Genomic DNA, 18,146 nt, shown 5'->3' on the forward strand with positions numbered 1-18,146 from the left:
GAGGCGATCCGGCGACCCAACTCGCAGTGGCGTGGTGGTAGCGCTACCATCGCGTCGGAGCGCAGACTAATCACCGGTGTTCTTACTTGTCACCGTGCAGCGCAGCAAAGCGCCCCCGGCCTCATGTCCAGCGGTGGCAGACGGGTGCAAGAAGGGGATTGGAACGGGCTTCCGCGCGCGGCTCCGCGCAAGTAACAGGTGTTACACCTGTCGTAGGAATTGAATCAAATGGAACCATTTGCGTGAAGAAGATCAACAAGGCGGTACGTCGGAAAGGTGGGGCCATCACGATCAATGAAGTAGCTGCACACGCGGGCGTCTCGCCAATGACCGTATCGCGTGTGGTCAACGGCCATGCAAGCGTGCGCGAGGGCAATCGGGACCGGGTCATGCGCAGCGTGCACGAGCTGGGCTACCGGCCCAACCTTGCCGCCAGTGCATTGGCGACAGCGCAACACACCTGCATTGCCTTGATCTATACCAACCCCAGCTCCAGCTACCTGCGCGAGCTGCTGGTCGGTGCACTGCGCGGATCGACGCGGGCAGCAGCGCAGTTGATGATTGCAACCTGGGACGGGCTGGACACCAAGGCGCGCCGGGCAGCCGCGCGCCAGTTGTCCAACAGCGTGGCCGGGGTGATTCTGCCGCCACCGCTGTGTGAGTCGAAGGCCATCGTCGCCGAGTTCTCCCAGGCCGGCGTTCCGGTCGTCTCCATCGCATCGGGGCATTTCAGCGACAGCATTTCCTGTGTACGCATCGACGACCACCGCGCAAGCCACGACATGGTTTCGCACCTGATCGCACGCGGCCATACCCGCATCGGCTACATCAAGGGCGACCCCAACCAGACCGCCAGCGCGCACCGCTGGCAGGGCTACCGCGATGCCCTGGCCGAGGCCGGAATCGCCTACGACGACAAGCTGGTGCAGCCAGGCTACTTCACCTATCGCTCCGGGCTGGACGCCGCCGAACGCCTGCTGACGCAGCGCAATCCACCCAGCGCGATCTTCGCGAGCAATGACGACATGGCCTCCGCGGTGGTGTCGGTAGCGCATCGACGCGGCCTGGACGTACCGCGGGACCTGTCAGTGGTGGGCTTCGATGACACCTCCGCGGCAACCATGGTGTGGCCGGAACTGACCACCATCCACCAGCCCGTGGCCGCCATGGCGGATGCGGCCATCGACATCCTGATGCGCGACATCCGGCGCACGCAGTCGTCCGCACGCGTGATCGTCAACCATGTTCTGCCGCACCAGTTGATAAGCCGCTGGTCGGTAGCCGATAGGACCGACAGCAAGACAAAACGCAAGCCGAATCCCTGACCAGCCGGCACGCGTTTCCGGCTCAAGCGTGCGAAGGACTAGGCCTGCCCTGCCCGTCGCCCATGCCGGCCCGAAGCAACCAGGCACTGCATCGATGCAGCCTGCCAGCCCTTGCCTGCATGCTTTACGCGTTGCCAGCCGCGCACCTGCCACCTGCCACCTGCCGGGGTGATATTTCAGAGTTTGACGAAGCGCTGCAGCTTGCGCGCCAGCCAGCCGCTGAATACCAATGGCGCATCCAGCGCCGACACACAGATGCAGGGAACACCGGGCGCGGTAACCGGTTGGTGCTCGACATCCTCATCCAGATCCGCCACGTCTCCCGGCGCGAACATGCCCAGCGCATCGTTGTAGGAACCACGCAGAATCTGCGTCAGTTCGCTGCGGCCATGGCTGTGCATCGGCAGGCATTTGCCAGGCGCGATCTTCAGCATGATCAGTGATGGCATCTGTTCGGCACGGATGCAGTGCATGCCCGGGCCTATCCAGCTCCAGCGCAGCTTGCGCAGCGAGCTGCCGAAATACGGATGCAGCGCGACGGGCAGGTGATCCGGGTCGGCCTCGGGGCGTTCCCTGGGCAGCTGTCTTTTGATCGTTTCCACGCCGGGGCTCGCGTCCCCCGCCAACTGCGCCAGCATCGCCTCGCGCAGCTGGGTGCGACGCTGCTCCGCAGCGGCCGGGGCCGGCTGCGTCTGCTCCATCAATACCGAGCCAATCGCTTCGGCCTCGCGCAGTTGCGCCCTGCAGTGCGGGCATTGCTCAAGATGGACACCGGCGACGATGCTCAATGGCGACGGCAGCGCGCCTGCCGCGTAGCTCATCAGGGTGGATTCGTGCAGATGGTGATGCGGATTCATCGTGCGCCCCCCACCTTGAGCTGCAGCTGCAGAAACGCGCGCCGCAGATGCGATTTGACCGTGCCCAGTGGCATACCCAGGGCCTGGGCGATCTCGGCGTGGCTCTTGGCTTCGAAGTACGACATGCGCACCAGCCTGGCCTGTACGGCTGGCAGGTCATTGATGCGCTGGCGCAGGCGCGCCTGGTCGGCGTACTGCTCGGCACTGCTGCGTTCGAGCGGATCGTCGGCGGCCGCTTCTTCCACCGCTGCCTGCACCTGCATCCAGCTGCGCTCGCGGCGCACACGGTCAATATGCAGGTTGCGGCCGATCCGGTACAGCCAGGTGCTCAACGCACCCTGGGCGGGATTGAAGTCGGCCGCACGCAGCCAGAGCCGCAGCAGGCATTCCTGCGCCAGCTCTTCGGCGATCGATTCCGGGCACCCCAGTCCGCGCAGGTAGACGCACAGACGCGGCATGAAGTGATCGTAGATGCGCATGAAGCAATCGCGGTCACGCCGCAGCGCCACACCGTCCATGTCGCTGGCCCAGTTGGTCGGCTCACTGCTGGGCAGCTGGGAACTGGACACGATGCGTGCGGTATCGAATGCGGAAGTGAAATGGGCAGCGTCAGGGTACATCAGCGTTCGCGGCAGGCGGTGAAGGTCTGTCATCCGTTACGGACGAAGGCGGCGGTTGGATGCAGCAGTGGTCTGCATCCGTCTGCCGCCGCCGCACGTACAGGAATTGCCGCCCTTCTGGAAGCAAGCATATGCGTACGCTCTGGTTGCTGTTATGGCTGCCGCCCATGGCCGCTGCCAGCCCGTTGCTGCGCAATGAAGGGATTGCCACGACCGCACAGGGAGCGGTGAGCTACCGCGAGGTGCACTGGCAGCGCAGTGATGGCGAGGGTGCCCAGCGCTGGGTGCAATACCTGTGCCCGGACGGGCGCCCGTTCGCCAGAAAGCAGATGCCCGCCAGCGCGCAGCCAGCGGTGCGCGGCTACCAGCTGCAGGACCAGCGCAGCGGCCAGACGGCACAGGTACGCATCGCCGATGGCCGGGCCTGGATCGACTGGAAGGAGGACGCCGCGGCGCCACGCCGCAGCGGTCCGGTGGCGCTGCCGGCGGATGCTGTCGTCGATGCGGGTTTCGACGCTGCCGTGCGTCAACACTGGCAGACGCTGATGCGGGGTGAGCCGCTCAGCCTTCCGTTCCTGGTTCCCAGCCGCCAGCGCTTCTATCCGGTCAAGGTCCTGCACCGGGGCGCGGTGCGTTGGCAGGGCATCGCCGCCCAGTCCATCGAGGTCAGGCTGGACGCCTGGTACGGCGGCATAGCGCCGCGCTTGTCGCTGATCTATGCGGACAGCGACCGCCGACTGCTGCAGTTCCAGGGCACCAGCAACCTGCGCGATGCACGCGGAGATTATCCCACGGTGACGGTGCGCTTCAGCGAGCCCGCCTCGCCACGCTCGCTCGAGCAATGGCAGCAGGCCTGGAGCCAGTCGCTGGTCGCCAGCTGTTCCGTTACGCGCGAGTGAAGCCGCAATTCGATCACGGCGGGCGCATCCAACGGGCGCCCTGCTACGTACAGATCAACAAGCACCTCCCAGAGACACCACCATGACCGCCGCCGCGCCCCTGCCCCGCCCCCGAGCGCGCCTGATCCGCACGCTGCAGCGCTGGTTCGATACCGGCGCCGGCGAGCCCGCAACGATCGAGGCATCCGCCGGGATCGACTGGTTGCGCGCGGTCCCGTTCGTGCTGATGCACGTCGGCTGCCTTGCGGTGATATGGGTGGGCGTATCCACCACCGCGGTGCTCGTGGCTGCCGCGCTGTATGCCGTGCGGATGTTTGCGATCACTGCCTTCTATCACCGCTATTTTTCGCACCGCACCTTCGAGGCACCACGCGCCGTGCAGTTCATCTTTGCAGTGATCGGCGCCAGCAGCGTCCAGCGCGGCCCGTTGTGGTGGGCTGCACATCACCGCCACCACCATCGCCACGCTGACCAGCCGCAGGACCCGCATTCACCGCGGCAGGGCGGTTTCTGGCGCAGCCATCTGGGCTGGTTCCTGAGCAACGGTGCCTTTGCTACCGATCTGAAGCGCGTCCCCGATCTGGCCAAGTTCGCGGAACTGCGTTGGCTGGACCGTTTCGACACCGTCATTCCGCTGTTGCTGGCCGCCGGTCTGTATGGCCTCGGCGCCGTGCTGGAGCGCGTTGCTCCCGGCCTGCATACCTCGGGAATGCAGCTGTTGGTCTGGGGGTTCTTCATTTCCACCGTGCTGCTCTTCCATGCCACGGTCACCATCAACTCCCTCGCCCACCGGTTCGGCAGCCGCCGCTTCCAGACACGCGACGACAGCCGCAACAATTTCTGGCTGGCGCTGCTGACCTTTGGCGAGGGCTGGCACAACAACCACCATTTTTTTCCCGGCACGGTCCGCCAGGGCTTCCGCTGGTGGGAGCTGGACATGACCTGGTATGGCCTGCGCGCGATGGCCGCATTGGGGCTGGTGAAAGGCCTCAAGCCCATTCCGGAATGGGTGATGGCAAAGGCGGAGCACTGACATGCGCATCGCGATCATCGGCTCGGGCATCGCAGGTCTGGCCAGCGCCTGGTGGCTGGACGGGGAGCACCAGGTAACGTTGTTCGAAGCCAATGATTATCTTGGCGGCCATACACATACCCACGACGTCGAGGTGGACGCAGTCCGCATGGCCGTGGACACCGGCTTCATCGTGTTCAACGAGCTGCACTATCCGTTGCTGACTGCCTTGTTCGATGAACTCGGTGTGGCGTCCAAACCGACCACGATGAGTTTCTCCATGCACAGTGCGCGCAGCGGCGTGGAGTACAACGCCACCTCGCTCGACGGCCTGTTCTGCCAGCGGCGCAACCTGGTCTCGCCGCGGTTCTGGGGCATGCTTGCCGATCTGCGCCGGTTCTACCGCGACGCTCCCTCGCTGTTGTCTGAGCCAGAAGGCCCTTCACTGGGCCAATACCTGCGGCGCAAGCGCTACGGCGAAGCCTTCGTCGAGGAACACCTGCTGCCGATGGCCTCGGCGCTGTGGTCCTCGCCCACTGCGACAATCATGGACTTCCCGGCGCGCTATCTGGTCCAGTTCATGGCCAACCACCAGATGCTGCAGGCAACCGGCCGCGCACCCTGGCGCGTGGTGGAAGGTGGCTCGGCACGCTATGTGGAAGCGCTGCGCCGGCGCTGGCAGGTCGAAGAACGCCTGCGTTGCGCGGTCAACAAGGTCGAGCGGCTGGCCCACGGTGTGCGCGTGCACAGCGTCGCCGGCATCGAGGATTTCGACCAGGTGATCCTCGCCTGTCACAGTGACCAGGCCCTGGCCTTGCTGGCCGATGCCGATCGCAGCGAACGCGACGTGCTCGGCGCCATCCGTTATCAGCAGAACGAGGTGGTGCTGCATACCGATGCCACGCTGCTGCCGCGCAACCGCAAGGCGTGGGCGGCCTGGAACGCACACGTGCCCGATGACCGTACCGCACCGTGCACCGTCAGCTACTGCATGAACCTGCTGCAGGGCCTGCCAGGCGACACCCCGTTGATCGTCACCCTCAACCGCAGCGCTGCCATCGACCCGGCCAAAGTGCTGCGGCGGCTGCAGTACGCGCACCCGGTGCACGATGGCTCCGCCGTCCGCGCACAGCAGCGCTGGGGCGAACTGCAGGGCCGGCGCAACACCTGGTTTGCCGGCGCCTACTGGGGCTGGGGCTTCCATGAAGACGGCATCCGCAGCGCCAGGCGCGTGGTTGATGCGCTGCGCTGCCACACCCCGCATCGCGCCGAGCAGCGCCACTCCGAGGTGCTCGCATGAGTGCCAGCGCGCTCTACTTCGGGCAGGTGATCCACCGCCGCCATCTGCCGCAGCCGCATGCCTTCCGTTATCCGGTGGCGCAGCTGCTGCTCGATCTGGATGAACTGGACGAGGTGTTCGACGGGCGCTGGCTGTGGTCAGTGAACCGCCGCAACCTGGCCGAGTTCCGCCGCAGCGACTACTTCGGCGATCCGGCGCAGCCATTGGCCGACGCCGTGCGCGATCACGCTGCCCCGCTGCTCGGCTATCGCCCGGCAGGCCCCGTGCGGCTGCTGACGCACCTGCGCTTTGGTGGGCACGTCTTCAACCCGGTCAGCTTCTACTACTGCTACCAGGCCGATGGCACCACGCTGGACTGCATCGTGGCCGACATCACCAATACGCCGTGGAAGGAACGCCATGCCTACGTACTGTCGGTCGCCACTGCCGCGCATGAAGGCAATGCGCTGCGCTGGCAGTTCGACAAATGCTTCCACGTCTCCCCCTTCATGCCGATGAACTGCCGCTACGACTGGCGTTTCAACGCGCCGGCGCAGGACCTGCGTGTGCATATGCAGGTGTGGAAGGACGGCATACGCCAGTTCGACGCCACCCAGCAGATGCAGCGCCGCCCGCTTGATGGTGGCGGCCTGGCCCGTGTGCTGGCGCTGTATCCACTGATGACGGTGCAGGTAGCTGCTGCCATCCACTGGCAGGCATTGCGCCTGTGGCTGAAGGGCAACCCTGTCTACGACCATCCGTCCCCCGCAGAGAAAACCCGATGAACGAGATGAGCCCTTCGATCACCCTGCCCCGCCCAAGCGCGCTTGATCTGTTCCTGCGCCGGCGGCTGCTTGCGCAGCTGGCGCCGCTGCGTTCGGGACAGTTGCGCGTACGCGATGCCAGCGGCGAAGTGCTGCTGGGTGAGCCCGGTGCGCTGCAGGTCACGGTCACCATTGACAACCCGGCGTTCTATCGCAAGGTCGCCGCACAGGGCAGCGTGGGCGCCGGCGAGAGTTACATCCACGGTGACTGGCACTGCGACGACCTGGTTGCGCTGGTGCGCTTGCTGGTACGCAACCGCGAGCTGCTCGACGCGATGGAACATGGGCCGGCACGTGTCGGTGGCTGGCTGCTGCGTGGCTGGAACCGCCTGCGTCGCAACAGCCGCGAAGGCAGCCGGCGCAATATCGCCGCCCATTACGATCTGGGCAATGACTTCTTCGCACTGTTCCTGTCACCGGACCTGATGTATTCCTCGGCGCTGTTCAGCAGCGACGAAGACACGTTGGAGGCTGCGTCCACCCGCAAGCTGGACCGCATCTGCCAACAGCTGAACCTGCAGCCGCGCGACCGCGTGGTGGAAATCGGCACCGGTTGGGGTGGCTTTGCCCTGCACGCCGCCAGGCACTATGGCTGCCACGTCACCACCACCACCATCTCGGCAGAACAGCACGCACTGGCAACCCAGCGTGTCGCGGCCGCCGGGCTGCAGGACCGCATCACCTTGCTGATGCAGGACTACCGTGACCTGCAGGGGCAGTTCGACAAACTCGTTTCCATCGAGATGATCGAGGCTATCGGCGCTGAATACCTGGACGTCTACATGGCCACCCTGCAGCGCCTGCTGAAGCCCACCGGCGTCGCCCTGCTGCAGGCCATCACCATCGAGGATCACCGCTATGAACAGGCGCGGTCCAGCGTGGATTACATCAAGCGCTATGTGTTCCCGGGCAGCTTCATCCCCTCCATCAATGCGATCATCGCCGCCAAGACCCGCGCCAGCGACCTGCAGCTGATTGCCCAGCAGGACTTCGGCCACTCCTATGCGCTGACCCTGCGCGCCTGGCGCCGACGTTTCCTGGCGCAACTGCCCGCAGTACAGGCGCAGGGATTCAGCGCAGGCTTCTGCCGCTCCTGGGAGTTTTACCTCGCGTACTGCGAAGGCGGCTTCCTGGAGCGCTCCATCGGCGTCTCGCACCTGCTGCTGGCGCGCCCGGGTCATCGGCCAGACCACACTGCGATGGGCCGGAGCTGACATGCGCATGTGGGCCAACCTGCTCGGCAACCAACTGGTCTGGCTATGCGCCGTGGCCGGTGCCGGGCGCGGCTGGCAATGGCCGGCACTGCTGGCGGCAGCGCTCTATGTGGGCAGCCAGCTGGCCAGTTCGGCACAACCGCGCGTGGATCTGCGGCTGTTGGCGCTGGCCTTGGTCTGCGCTTGGCTGGTGGATGGGCTGGCAGCGGCCACCGGCAGCGTGCGCTATGCCGCCGCGCCGCTGGGTTGGGCACCACCGCCTTGGATAATGGCGCTGTGGGCGTCATTCGCGATGACCATCACCGGCTCGATGGCGTTTCTGCAACGCCACACTTTACTGCCTGCGCTGTTTGGTTTGCTGCTGGCGCCACTTGCGTATCTTTCCGCCGCGCGCGGTTTCGACGCGGTGCGGTTCACGCCGCCGGCATGGCACGGCGTGCTCCTGCTCAGCCTGTGCTGGGGATTCGCCCTGCCCTTGCTCTGCGGCGCGGCGCGGCGTTGGTCACGCACTGCAACCTTTCGCCCTGCGGGTGGAGTGACGCCATGAAAGATCTGATCTGGGTGCTGGCCGCTGCCGTCGTGCTGATGGGCTTGGGTTGGCTGTGGCAACGCCGGCGCCGCAATATCGGCATTGTCGATGTGCTGTGGGCCTTGGGCTTGGCCATGGCGGCGGTGTTGCTGGCGCTGCTGGGCGACGGCGCAGCGCTGCCACGTATCGCGCTGGGTGTGCTGGCGGGGCTGTGGGGCAGCCGGCTGGCGCTGCATCTGTGGCACAGGGTGCGCAGCGAGGAGGAAGACGGGCGCTACCGCTACCTGCGCGAGCACTGGCAGGGGCACCAGGGCAAGATATTCGGCTTCTTCATGGCACAGGCGATGCTGATCCTGCTGTTCGCGCTGCCCTTCATCGCGGTGGCGGTGAATCCGAACCCGCACATCCACGCCTGGCTTGCTGCCGCGGCAGCCGTGTGGCTGCTGAGCGTTGCCGGCGAATCCCTGGCCGACAGGCAACTGGCGCGTTTCCGCGCCGATCCGGCCAACCGTGGGCGCACCTGCCGCGACGGCTTGTGGCGTTACTCGCGACATCCGAATTACTTCTTTGAATGGCTGCACTGGTTCACCTACGTGCTGCTGGCGGTGGGTTCGCCACTGTGGTGGCTGGCCTGGGCCGGCCCCGTTCTGATGTACCTGTTTCTGCGTTATCTCAGCGGCATCCCCTTCACCGAGAAGCAGGCACTGCGCAGCCGTGGCGAGGACTACCGCGCCTACCAACGCAGTACGCCAATGTTTTTCCCCTGGTTCCCGCAGCCTTCCAAGGAGCACTCGCCATGACCGACAGCGCATCGCTGCACCCCACCACGGATGCCGAGACCGGCATGGTGGCCTGGGCCGAACGTGGGCTTGTGCCCGATGCCGTACTGCGTGCAGGTATCCGCCACTTGTGCACGCTGCGTTTGCAGGAGGAAACCGAAGGTGGCGTCGAGGCGCAGTCGGAACGTTTCAGCCAGCGCATCGCCGAGCTGTCCAGCAGCCCGCTGGCATTGCATGTGGATGCGGCCAACCGCCAGCACTACGAAGTGCCCGCCGGCTTCTTCCAGGCCTGCCTCGGCAAACAGCTCAAGTACAGCAGTTGCTACTTCCCCACCGGCGAGGAGAGCCTGGACCAGGCCGAAGAGGAAATGCTGACGCTCTATGCGCAACGTGCCGGGCTGGGCGATGGCCAGCATATCCTCGAGCTGGGCTGCGGCTGGGGCTCATTGACGCTGTGGATGGCCAAGCACTACCCGAACGCGCGGATCACCGCCGTATCCAATTCCCACAGCCAACGTGAGCACATTCTTGCCCAATGCGACGTGCGTGGCCTGCACAACGTCGAGGTCCTGACCTGCGATGTGAACCAGCTGGAATTCTCCGCGGCGCATTTCGACCGCTGCGTGTCGGTGGAGATGTTCGAACACGTACGCAACTACGAGCGCCTGCTGTCGCGCATCGCGCAGTGGCTGAAGCCTGACGGTGCGTTGTTCGTGCATATCTTCGCCCACCGGACGCAGATGTACCCGTTCGAGACCGAGGGCGGCGACAACTGGATGGGCCGCCACTTCTTCACCGGCGGGCTCATGCCGTCAGCGGACACCTTGCTGCATTTCCAGCGTGACCTGCACCTGCAAAAACGCTGGCTGCTGGACGGCAGGCACTACCAGCGCACCGCCAACCTCTGGCTGGCCAACCAGGATGCGGCGCGGGTGGAAGTAATGGCGGTGCTGGAGGCCACCTACGGGCAGGCTGACGCGAAGATCTGGTGGCAACGCTGGCGGATGTTCTGGATGGCCTGCGCGGAACTGTTCGGCTATGCGGATGGCCAGGAATGGCTGGTGGCGCACTATCTTTTCCGGCCCAAATGAGGTGCAGCATGCGCAGTATTCCCCTGCTTTCACTATTGGCCGTGGCCCTGTTCGGCAGCGGTTGCAGCACCACCGAAACGCGGCCGCTGCCGCGCCCCGATTCGGTCGACGTGCCCCGCTTCATGGGCGACTGGTATGTGATCGCACACATCCCGTCACGGCCTGAACGCAAGGCCTTCGATGCGGTGGAGCGTTACGCGCTGCGCCCGAATGGGCGCATCCAGACCACCTTCACTTACCGCAATGGCAGCTTCGATGCGGCGCAGAAGACAATGCATCCGATCGGCACGGTGGAGGCGCACGGTAGTGGTGCCATCTGGGGCATGCAGTTCATCTGGCCGATCAAGGCGGAGTACGTGATCGCCTGGCTGGATGACAACTACGCGCAGACCATTGTTGCGCGCAGCAAGCGGGATTACGTCTGGTACATGGCGCGCACCCCGCAGGTCAGCGAAGCCGACTATCGAAGTGCCGTTCAGCGCATCCAGGCAATGGGCTATGACGTGAGCAAACTGCGCCGCGTACCTCAGTCCAAGCGCACCTCGAACTAGCTTGCTGGCGGGCACTTATCGCCCACCAATGGGCTACAGCGCCGCACTGCCGGGCCCGGCATTTGGCGACTGCGCGCAGCCGGGCCGCAACCGTTCATCTACGAGCGACAGTCCATAAGCCGATGTGCTCCCACGGCCCGCGCGGGTGTTCGCTTTCAAAGCCAGATGGCCGGCGCGAATCAGGGCCAAACGCCAATCGCAGGCGTGTTGCCCGCCGTGGCTTCCCGGCACCCGCTGCGCGCCCAGCCTGAACCCTCGCCGCACTTAACGGCGAAAACCGGCCTGCGCCGCCCCTGGTGGCCGCAGATTGGCGCCAACCCCCTGATATCTGGGACAATTGCCCTCGGCCACGCGCTCCCGGCCTGCTACAGCATGGACCCGCATCGAGGCGGTCACCGCTCTGCTGTCCATCCACGGCTTGCCGCCGCTCTTTCCGGATTGTCATTTGAACACCATCGCCACACCTGTTGACCCTGCCCTGCCCCTGGCAGACCGCCTGCGCGAAGCGCTGGACCTGCTGGAGGCGATCGAGGCGGATCGCAGCATGCTCGACACCTTGTCCGAGGCTGACCGCGTGCGCCTGCACCAGGTCGTAGCCAAGGTTTTCCACCCCGAGCCCAAGGCCCGCCGGCAGATGCTGAAGAAGCAGGCCCGTGAGCGCCACCAGGAAAAGGTACGCAAGGCCGAGGCGTTGCTTGACCAGACCGGCATCCGCGCCCTGCGCCGCAAGCCGGTGTTCAGCACGCCGAACTACTTTCCGCCGCATGCCGCTGGTCTGCACGACGCGCACAACGGTGAAGGTGCAGCCGTAGTTGAAGAGCCCGTGCACTCGCCCGAACTGCGCCATTGCTACGTATGCAAGCAGAAGTTCACCCAGCTGCACCATTTCTATGACCAGATGTGCCCGGCCTGCGCCGATCTGAACTACATCAAGCGCACCGAGACGGCAGATCTGCACGGCCGCGTCGCCTTGCTGACCGGTGGCCGGGTCAAGATCGGCTACCAGGCCGGCCTGAAGCTGCTGCGTGCCGGTGCCGAGCTGATCGTCACCACGCGCTTCCCGCGCGACTCTGCGGCACGCTACGCCGAAGAGCCCGACTTCGCCGTGTGGGGCCACCGGCTGCAGGTATATGGGCTGGACCTGCGCCACACGCCCAGCGTGGAAGCCTTCTGCAGCGAGCTGTTGGCCACCCGCACGCGTTTGGATTTCATCATCAACAATGCCTGCCAGACGGTGCGCCGGCCGCCGCAGTTCTACGCACACATGATGGCCGGCGAAACCGCTGCCGTGCAGACCCTGCCCGAAACCATCCGCAAGCTGATCGGCAATTACGAAGGCCTGCGCAGTGCCGATCTGCTGCCAGTGACTGCAGCCGCTGCGTTGCCATCGCCTCAGGCTGTTGGCGCCGATGGGCTGACCCGCGCCGCCGAGTTGTCGCAGGTGCCGTTGTTGGCCGATGAACTGCTGGGCCAGCGTCATCTGTTCCCCGATGGGCGCCTGGACCAGGATCTGCAGCAGGTCGATCTGCGCGACAGCAATTCCTGGCGCCTGCGCATGGCCGAGGTGCCGTCGGTGGAGCTGCTGGAGACACAGCTGGTCAATGCCATCGCCCCCTTCATTATCAATGCGCGGCTGAAGCCGCTGATGCTGGCCACGCCCGAGCGCGACAAACACATCGTCAACGTGTCGGCAATGGAGGGCCAGTTCTACCGCAACTTCAAGACCACCCGCCATCCGCATACGAACATGGCCAAGGCCGCGCTGAACATGATGACGCGCACCTCCGCCGCCGATTACCAGAACGATGGCATCCATATGAACAGCGTGGATACCGGCTGGGTGACCGACGAGGATCCGGCAGGCCTGGCCGCCCGCAAGGTGCAGGAAGAACGCTTCCATCCGCCGTTGGACATCATCGACGGCGCCGCACGCATCGTTGACCCCATCATCCATGGCTTCAACACCGGCGAGCATGTGTGGGGGCAGTTCCTGAAGGACTACGCGCCCACCGATTGGTGAGGCCGAGGCGTTGGGCTGCATGTCCAGCGCCGTCACCTGCTGCGTGCTCGAATACCGTCAACGCATTGTCCCGCCCATAACGGGCAATGCGCTGGCCGCCATTGGCGCACAGGCACCTTGGCCAATACATACGCATGCAGTCGCTTGAGGACGCGCTTTTCACTGCACGTCGGCGAGGATGGAACCTGTCGGAGCCAACGGATCAATCGCAATGAAACGTCACTGCCGCCATTACACCCCGTTGTCCACCAAGGCGGCACTGCTTTGCATCAGTCTCGGCGCGGTTGCCACCTGGGCCATCCAGGCACTGTGAATGCGGGGCGTGCCTGGTGATTGCAGGCATGGGCCGAATGGCCGCAAGAGCAGGCTGCTGCGGCGCGCATGTGCAATTGGCCTGCCATCGAGCAACAGAAGTTCGCGCCAGAAATCCCACTGGATCCGCACGGCTCCATGGCCGCGTTGCAGGGTGGCTGGGTTGCGTATGCTGCCGCCCCTGAACAACCCTCGGGAACTCCGGATTCAGCGCCGCTCTCGCAGTTCCGCTGGTTTCAATTGCTGCCCAGGCGGGTGAATCCTTCCACTTCATCCAGCCACAAAAGCTGCACGCCCTTGCCCTGAATGTCGAGTGCGAGCTGGCCATTGGTCCCTTCTTCCTCATGTGGACCACGGAACTGCTGGATCGAAGGCCGTTCGACCACGGTGCCTTGCAGTAGGCGCCCATCGGTCATCCGCAGCTCAATCACCAGTTCGGCATCCAGTGCCGATTGCAGCAGCTTGAGCTGATTGATGCGCTCCTGCGAGGTATGAACACGCGGCGCTGTGCGGGCCATGGCTAGCTCCAATGCAGTGAATACAGCCAGACCGTAACTCCAGCGGCGCTAAGCACGCATAAACGCAACCGGCGACGGGACTGCAAAGTCTTCACGTGCAGGCGCGGCATCTCGACACGCTCTTATCGCGGGCTGGCGCAGATTTGCGGTTGCCGGCGGCAGCCACGTGTTGACCCTCCTTCGGCCGCCCACTGCGAGGTATTCGACAATGACCAGAGATCGCAAGGATCCGCCAGACCCCTCCGAGGTCCGCCAGACCCCGGAGCCCAGCCGGGAACGTGAGCAACGCAAGCAACACGAAAGCCAGAATCAGGACGAGGCATTGGAAGAAACCTTCCCGGCCAGTGACCCGGTGTCGCCCTTCATTCCAGCCAAAGCGCCGAAATAGGTCACTGCTTGGCGGAGATTCAAGCGATACGACGGACCTCCGGCGGCGCCCAGCGCCCATCCAGAATCTCCGGCTTGGGCCAGTAGGCACGCAGGTAAAGCGAGAAATCGGCAGCGTCCGGGACAGGCAACCAGTTACCCTCACGCTCCTTGCCGGGCGAAGCGGACTGTAGATGGATCACCAGCGTGCCATCGCTTTCCAGTTTCAAGGTCTTGTTCTTGGTCCCCAGCGAATAGCGCCGAAGCGGATTGGGCACGAAGAAGTGGTGCGCGTCATACAGCGTCAGCGACCAGAACCCATCAACGGGCGGTGTCTGCCCGGCCGCGAACCGCACCTCATAGCGGTGTGCGCCGTTCAAGCGCTGGCCTTCGCTGTCCAGGTCCTGATACAGGTACTTGGTCTCGCGGGCGGTATTGACCAGGATGTTCGAGCGGGCGACCGCCGTGCGGGCGAAATAGTCGGTGCCGAAGGCTGCGCCATTGTCCACCGTCGACCAATGCTGGCCGCGTGGCAGGCCCCAGTTGCGGAACTGCAGCAACGGGCCGATCACCTCGGCGTCGGCGCGGCTGACCGCGTCGATGGCGGCAGCCTTCAGTGACGGGGCCTGCTGTATTGCCGCCAGCAGCGCCATTGCCTGCGCATACAGTGCCTGCTCACCTGCAAGCGGCCGTGCGTCGGCCAGCACCGGCGGCAGCTGATCGAAGAAGGTCTGTGGCACCACCCATTGGGTCTCACCGCCGGCATCGTTGCTGCCGGGCTGCGCGAAGGACGGAAGGGTTCGCCAATCATGGCGCTTCATCGTTCCGTCGAACTGCGCAAGCGGATACAGGTCGATCTGTGCGATCACCTCCTGTACCGCGCGGCGGTCGTCATCGGTGTCATCCTGGAATACGCGCGGGACCACCATGCCGGTGTCACTGCCGGCGCGAAAGACTTGGCTCACTCCCGCCGGCACGTCGCCCTGCCAGTCCGGCCCAACCAGCAGATAGAAACCCGGCTTGGTCGCATACATCGCCCCGATGCGCGCAAAGCTGTCGGTACGGATATCCACTGCCTGGTAGACCCAGAAACGGCCACCGAAGTCCGGCACCTGCACGATCACCGGTGATCTATCCAGGGCAATGACACCGGCGCCATACACCACGTCCTGATTGGGACATGCCACCCAGCGTTGCTCGGGTTGTACATAGTCGTGCAGCATCGACAACGTGTTCAACGGCGCCAGTGGCAGCACGCCGTTCATCAGCCCCGGTCTCGGCGCCTTGTCGAACACCAACCGCCGGTTGTAGATATTCACCATTGGCCATGCCCAGAAGTAGACATGTGACGCGATCATGCGCACATAGGCCTCGGTGATGCGCATTGCGCCTGCTGCGTTGCCCGCAGCGGCGGGAGGAAGAACGCCGACCTTGTTCACGCTACATCTCCAGCTGCAATAGGGGCATTGAGCAGGCACCGATTGCCCGGCTTGAAGGCGGCGTTACCGACACGGCTGACAGCCGTGGTTCCACCTGCCGATCAGCCGTTGAATCCACGCGCTGCGGTGCCAGAGTACGATCGGCACGGCGTTCAACGAAACCGAAATTCAACGCATCACCCCGCGGTAAAACTACTGCCCGGCGCCAACCAGGGCGCGGAATCGAACGCATCCCTGGCTGCGCGGCAATCTACGCCGCGCGCATCACCCGCTGGCAATCCGCGCCGGCATTCAGGGAATGACCAGGCAACTGACGGTGACCACCACCGTGCCATTGTTGGCCGGCAAACTGGGAATGATCACCCCGGTTCCAAACAAGGCCGGGCGGCTCAGCGAGACCGGGCACGACGCCGCGCCCGTGGCGCTGCAGGTAGGCGGCGTGGTCGGGCTGAGGCAATCCAGCCGGCCGTTGGGTGTATCGCTGAGGATGGCGTTGCTGACATCGGCCGGGCCAAGGTTGCTGGCAGTCAGCGTGTAACTGATGGTGTCACCGATACGCACGCTGGCGCTGGGCGTGGTTTTGACCACTGACAGATCTGTCTGCGGCGCCGGATCGGTATCGGTAGCGGTGTTGTCGTTGGGCGTGGCATCGGTGTAGTTGCTTGGCGGGGTGATGGTGGCGGTATTAGTGAGCATGGGATGGCTCTGCGGGTAAGCCAACGGCACTGCCATGGTCAAGGTATAGGTGGCCTGGGCAACAGTCCGGGTGGTCTCGTCGAACTCCAGATCCAGCTGGTCATCGATGGCACCGCTGCCACTGCTTTGCCCGCACTCGCCCGCGCCCTGGGTTATCTGGCAGGTCCAGCTGGCGGTGGTGATTCCCGGCGGCAACGCATCCTGCACACGCAGGTTCTGCACGCCGATTGGGCCGCGGTTGCTGACCACGATGCTGTAGACCACGTTTGTCCCAGGCAGGTACGTATCGCTGGGAAGATCATTGGGGCCTTGTGCCGGGGTGTTGGTCTTGGTCACGCCAACATCCACCCCCAGCGTGATTTCAGCTGACGCGCAGTGGGCGCCATCGTTGCTGCCCACCACCGGCGAGCCGGACAAGCGTGTTCCCGCACCCGTGGTCAGGTCGAACTCATAGAAGCCGCCCGGGTCATTACGCGAGCCATACAAGGCGGTAGGCGTGCCGAACAATGCACCGACGTTGCCCAGCGTGCCGTTGGCGACCGGCAGCGTGGTGACCTGGCCGGTGCTCGGATTGATCCATGCAACCGTGCCGTTCTGGTTGACCGTGTACAGCCGCCCGTTTATCCATGCCATGTCCGCACCACTGACGGTGCCGCCAATCAGGTTGATGCGGGTTGCAGTGCCGGGCAGCGTGGTCAGGTCGATCCGATAGATCGCACTGACCACGTTTTGGGTCTTGACGTACAGAAACCCATCCGTACCGATCTCGCCTGCGTTGTAGCTGTTGTTTGCCGGCGGGCTGGTCGGCGCCGGCAGGCCACTGACGGCACCAAGCACCTCGGTGGAGCCGTCCGAGTGGATGCGCACCAGACTGGTCGTGCCGATGCGTATGCCATACAGGAAGTTGTCGGCTGGGCGGTAACCAACCGCGTTATACGGCACGCTGCCGGTACCCAGTGGCACGAGGGTGAACGGTACGGAGCTGGTATCGACCCGCGACAGCGTGGTGTTGTCCTGACCGCTCGGGGCCTGGCTGATGAACATGTCCGGGCTGCATTGGGCGAAAGGACCACCCAGTGCGAGCGTCCGCGGGCCACCCAGCCCCGAACGCAGGCCGCTGGGCGAAGATTGCAGGCCCGCATTTGCGCGCGGCGTGGCGCGATCAGCGGCGGTGCGTGTGCTGGTGTTGTCGGTGGCCGTGGTTGTCGGTGCGGTCGGCGCCGGCACACCGGCGTCGGCCTGCGCGCTGTCACTGTCGCGCACGCTCAGGCGTGGCGCGGTGCTGCCTTCCACCGGTTGCAACGCAGCCTCCAGCTCAAGCAATGGATGAAGGTCCGGATAGTCGGCGGGAACGGAGATCGTCAATTGATACCTCACGCTGCTGCCTGCAGGCAGATGGGCCATCGCATCGACTGCCCCACTGCCCTGCGCGGCGGGGCAGCGTGCGCCGCCATCGCCCAGGCATGTCCATTGCGCCCGGGTGATGCCAGCGGGCAGCTTGCTTTGCAGGCGCCCGCGGAATGTTGCGGGGCCGTTGTTGGCGGCGCGCAGTTGATAGGTGATGTCGCTCCCCGGCCGGTAGTGGTCATCGGCAAGATCGGCAGCGCCAAGCGCCGGGCTGTTGCTGATGGTCAGCAGCAGGCCACCGTCGCCCGTCTCGGCCCCTGCGCTGGTCTGCGCCTTTGCCGGCGACACCAACGCCAGCAACAACAGCCACAACGCCAACAACTGGCAAAGACGCAGCAGCAAAGGTGGGCGGGCATCGCCGGGCGGAAGCTGCTGCATACGGGTCATGGTCATGGCATCTGTCCTGGA

At 64.9% G+C, this 18,146-nt stretch carries 17 protein-coding genes; 12 read left to right on the forward strand and 5 right to left on the reverse strand.

Annotated elements, in window-relative coordinates:
* Positions 1-242: 242 nt before the first annotated feature.
* Complete coding sequence (locus BCV67_RS00560; protein WP_062165931.1) at positions 243-1,325, forward strand: LacI family DNA-binding transcriptional regulator; 1,083 nt, start codon at positions 243-245, stop codon at positions 1,323-1,325.
* 176 nt (positions 1,326-1,501) lie between these two features.
* Here the strand turns inward: BCV67_RS00560 and BCV67_RS00565 are convergent, their stop codons facing one another.
* Both BCV67_RS00565 and BCV67_RS00570 read right to left on the reverse strand, forming a co-directional pair.
* Entirely contained in the window at positions 1,502-2,182 is a 681-nt protein-coding gene (locus tag BCV67_RS00565) for a ChrR family anti-sigma-E factor (protein ID WP_062165933.1), read from the reverse strand.
* Positions 2,179-2,802 (reverse strand): sigma-70 family RNA polymerase sigma factor, encoded by a 624-nt coding sequence (locus BCV67_RS00570; RefSeq protein WP_062165935.1) that lies wholly within the window; start codon positions 2,800-2,802, stop codon positions 2,179-2,181. Before BCV67_RS00570 ends, BCV67_RS00565 begins: the two co-directional genes overlap by 4 nt.
* Before the next feature lie 131 nt (positions 2,803-2,933).
* On the opposite strand from BCV67_RS00570, the gene BCV67_RS00575 reads away from it, so the two are divergent.
* The 10 genes from BCV67_RS00575 (at position 2,934) to BCV67_RS00620 (ending at position 13,000) form a co-directional block, all read left to right on the forward strand.
* Entirely contained in the window at positions 2,934-3,701 is a 768-nt protein-coding gene (locus tag BCV67_RS00575) for a hypothetical protein (RefSeq protein WP_062165938.1), read from the forward strand.
* Positions 3,702-3,783: 82 nt separating this feature from the next.
* The gene (locus BCV67_RS00580; protein ID WP_062165940.1) at positions 3,784-4,734 is read left to right on the forward strand and encodes an acyl-CoA desaturase; all 951 of its coding nucleotides are present in this window, start codon (positions 3,784-3,786) and stop codon (positions 4,732-4,734) included.
* A 1-nt stretch (position 4,735) separates the two neighbouring features.
* Positions 4,736-6,013 carry an NAD(P)/FAD-dependent oxidoreductase gene (locus BCV67_RS00585; RefSeq protein WP_062165942.1) on the forward strand — a complete coding sequence of 426 codons (1,278 nt, stop codon included), beginning with the start codon at positions 4,736-4,738 and terminating at the stop codon, positions 6,011-6,013.
* A complete protein-coding gene (locus BCV67_RS00590; protein ID WP_062165944.1) occupies positions 6,010-6,777 on the forward strand; it encodes a DUF1365 domain-containing protein in 768 nt (255 codons plus the stop codon). Before BCV67_RS00585 ends, BCV67_RS00590 begins: the two co-directional genes overlap by 4 nt.
* The gene (locus BCV67_RS00595; RefSeq protein WP_062165946.1) at positions 6,774-8,030 is read left to right on the forward strand and encodes an SAM-dependent methyltransferase; all 1,257 of its coding nucleotides are present in this window, start codon (positions 6,774-6,776) and stop codon (positions 8,028-8,030) included. Before BCV67_RS00590 ends, BCV67_RS00595 begins: the two co-directional genes overlap by 4 nt.
* 1 nt (position 8,031) lies before the next feature.
* A complete protein-coding gene (locus tag BCV67_RS00600; RefSeq protein ID WP_062165948.1) occupies positions 8,032-8,577 on the forward strand; it encodes a DUF2878 domain-containing protein in 546 nt (181 codons plus the stop codon).
* The gene (locus tag BCV67_RS00605) at positions 8,574-9,359 is read left to right on the forward strand and encodes a DUF1295 domain-containing protein (protein ID WP_062165950.1); all 786 of its coding nucleotides are present in this window, start codon (positions 8,574-8,576) and stop codon (positions 9,357-9,359) included. The genes BCV67_RS00600 and BCV67_RS00605 overlap by 4 nt, the downstream gene beginning before the upstream one ends.
* On the forward strand, positions 9,356-10,429 hold the full coding sequence (locus tag BCV67_RS00610; RefSeq protein ID WP_062165952.1) for an SAM-dependent methyltransferase: 1,074 nt from the start codon (positions 9,356-9,358) through the stop codon (positions 10,427-10,429). The genes BCV67_RS00605 and BCV67_RS00610 overlap by 4 nt, the downstream gene beginning before the upstream one ends.
* Positions 10,430-10,437: 8 nt before the next feature.
* Positions 10,438-10,980: a lipocalin family protein gene (locus BCV67_RS00615; protein ID WP_062165954.1), complete on the forward strand. Its 543-nt coding sequence runs from the start codon at positions 10,438-10,440 to the stop codon at positions 10,978-10,980.
* Positions 10,981-11,425: 445 nt separating this feature from the next.
* Entirely contained in the window at positions 11,426-13,000 is a 1,575-nt protein-coding gene (locus BCV67_RS00620) for an SDR family NAD(P)-dependent oxidoreductase (RefSeq protein ID WP_062165956.1), read from the forward strand.
* 548 nt (positions 13,001-13,548) lie between these two features.
* On the opposite strand, the gene BCV67_RS00625 is transcribed toward BCV67_RS00620, so the two are convergent.
* Positions 13,549-13,830: a DUF3247 family protein gene (locus tag BCV67_RS00625; protein ID WP_062165960.1), complete on the reverse strand. Its 282-nt coding sequence runs from the start codon at positions 13,828-13,830 to the stop codon at positions 13,549-13,551.
* A 208-nt stretch (positions 13,831-14,038) separates the two neighbouring features.
* Between BCV67_RS00625 and BCV67_RS19380 the strand changes: the two genes are divergently transcribed.
* On the forward strand, positions 14,039-14,218 hold the full coding sequence (locus tag BCV67_RS19380) for a hypothetical protein (protein ID WP_082746438.1): 180 nt from the start codon (positions 14,039-14,041) through the stop codon (positions 14,216-14,218).
* A gap of 19 nt (positions 14,219-14,237) precedes the next feature.
* On the opposite strand, the gene BCV67_RS00630 is transcribed toward BCV67_RS19380, so the two are convergent.
* Together BCV67_RS00630 and BCV67_RS00635 are read right to left on the reverse strand one after the other, a co-directional pair.
* Positions 14,238-15,635, reverse strand: coding sequence for a DUF1254 domain-containing protein (locus BCV67_RS00630; RefSeq protein WP_197430051.1), 1,398 nt, complete (start codon positions 15,633-15,635; stop codon positions 14,238-14,240).
* Positions 15,636-15,926: 291 nt separating this feature from the next.
* Positions 15,927-18,131, reverse strand: coding sequence for a DUF6923 family protein (locus BCV67_RS00635; RefSeq protein WP_062165963.1), 2,205 nt, complete (start codon positions 18,129-18,131; stop codon positions 15,927-15,929).
* Positions 18,132-18,146: the final 15 nt, after the last annotated feature.

It is taken from the genome of Stenotrophomonas nitritireducens, from assembly GCF_001700965.1.
Classification (GTDB): domain Bacteria; phylum Pseudomonadota; class Gammaproteobacteria; order Xanthomonadales; family Xanthomonadaceae; genus Stenotrophomonas; species Stenotrophomonas nitritireducens_A.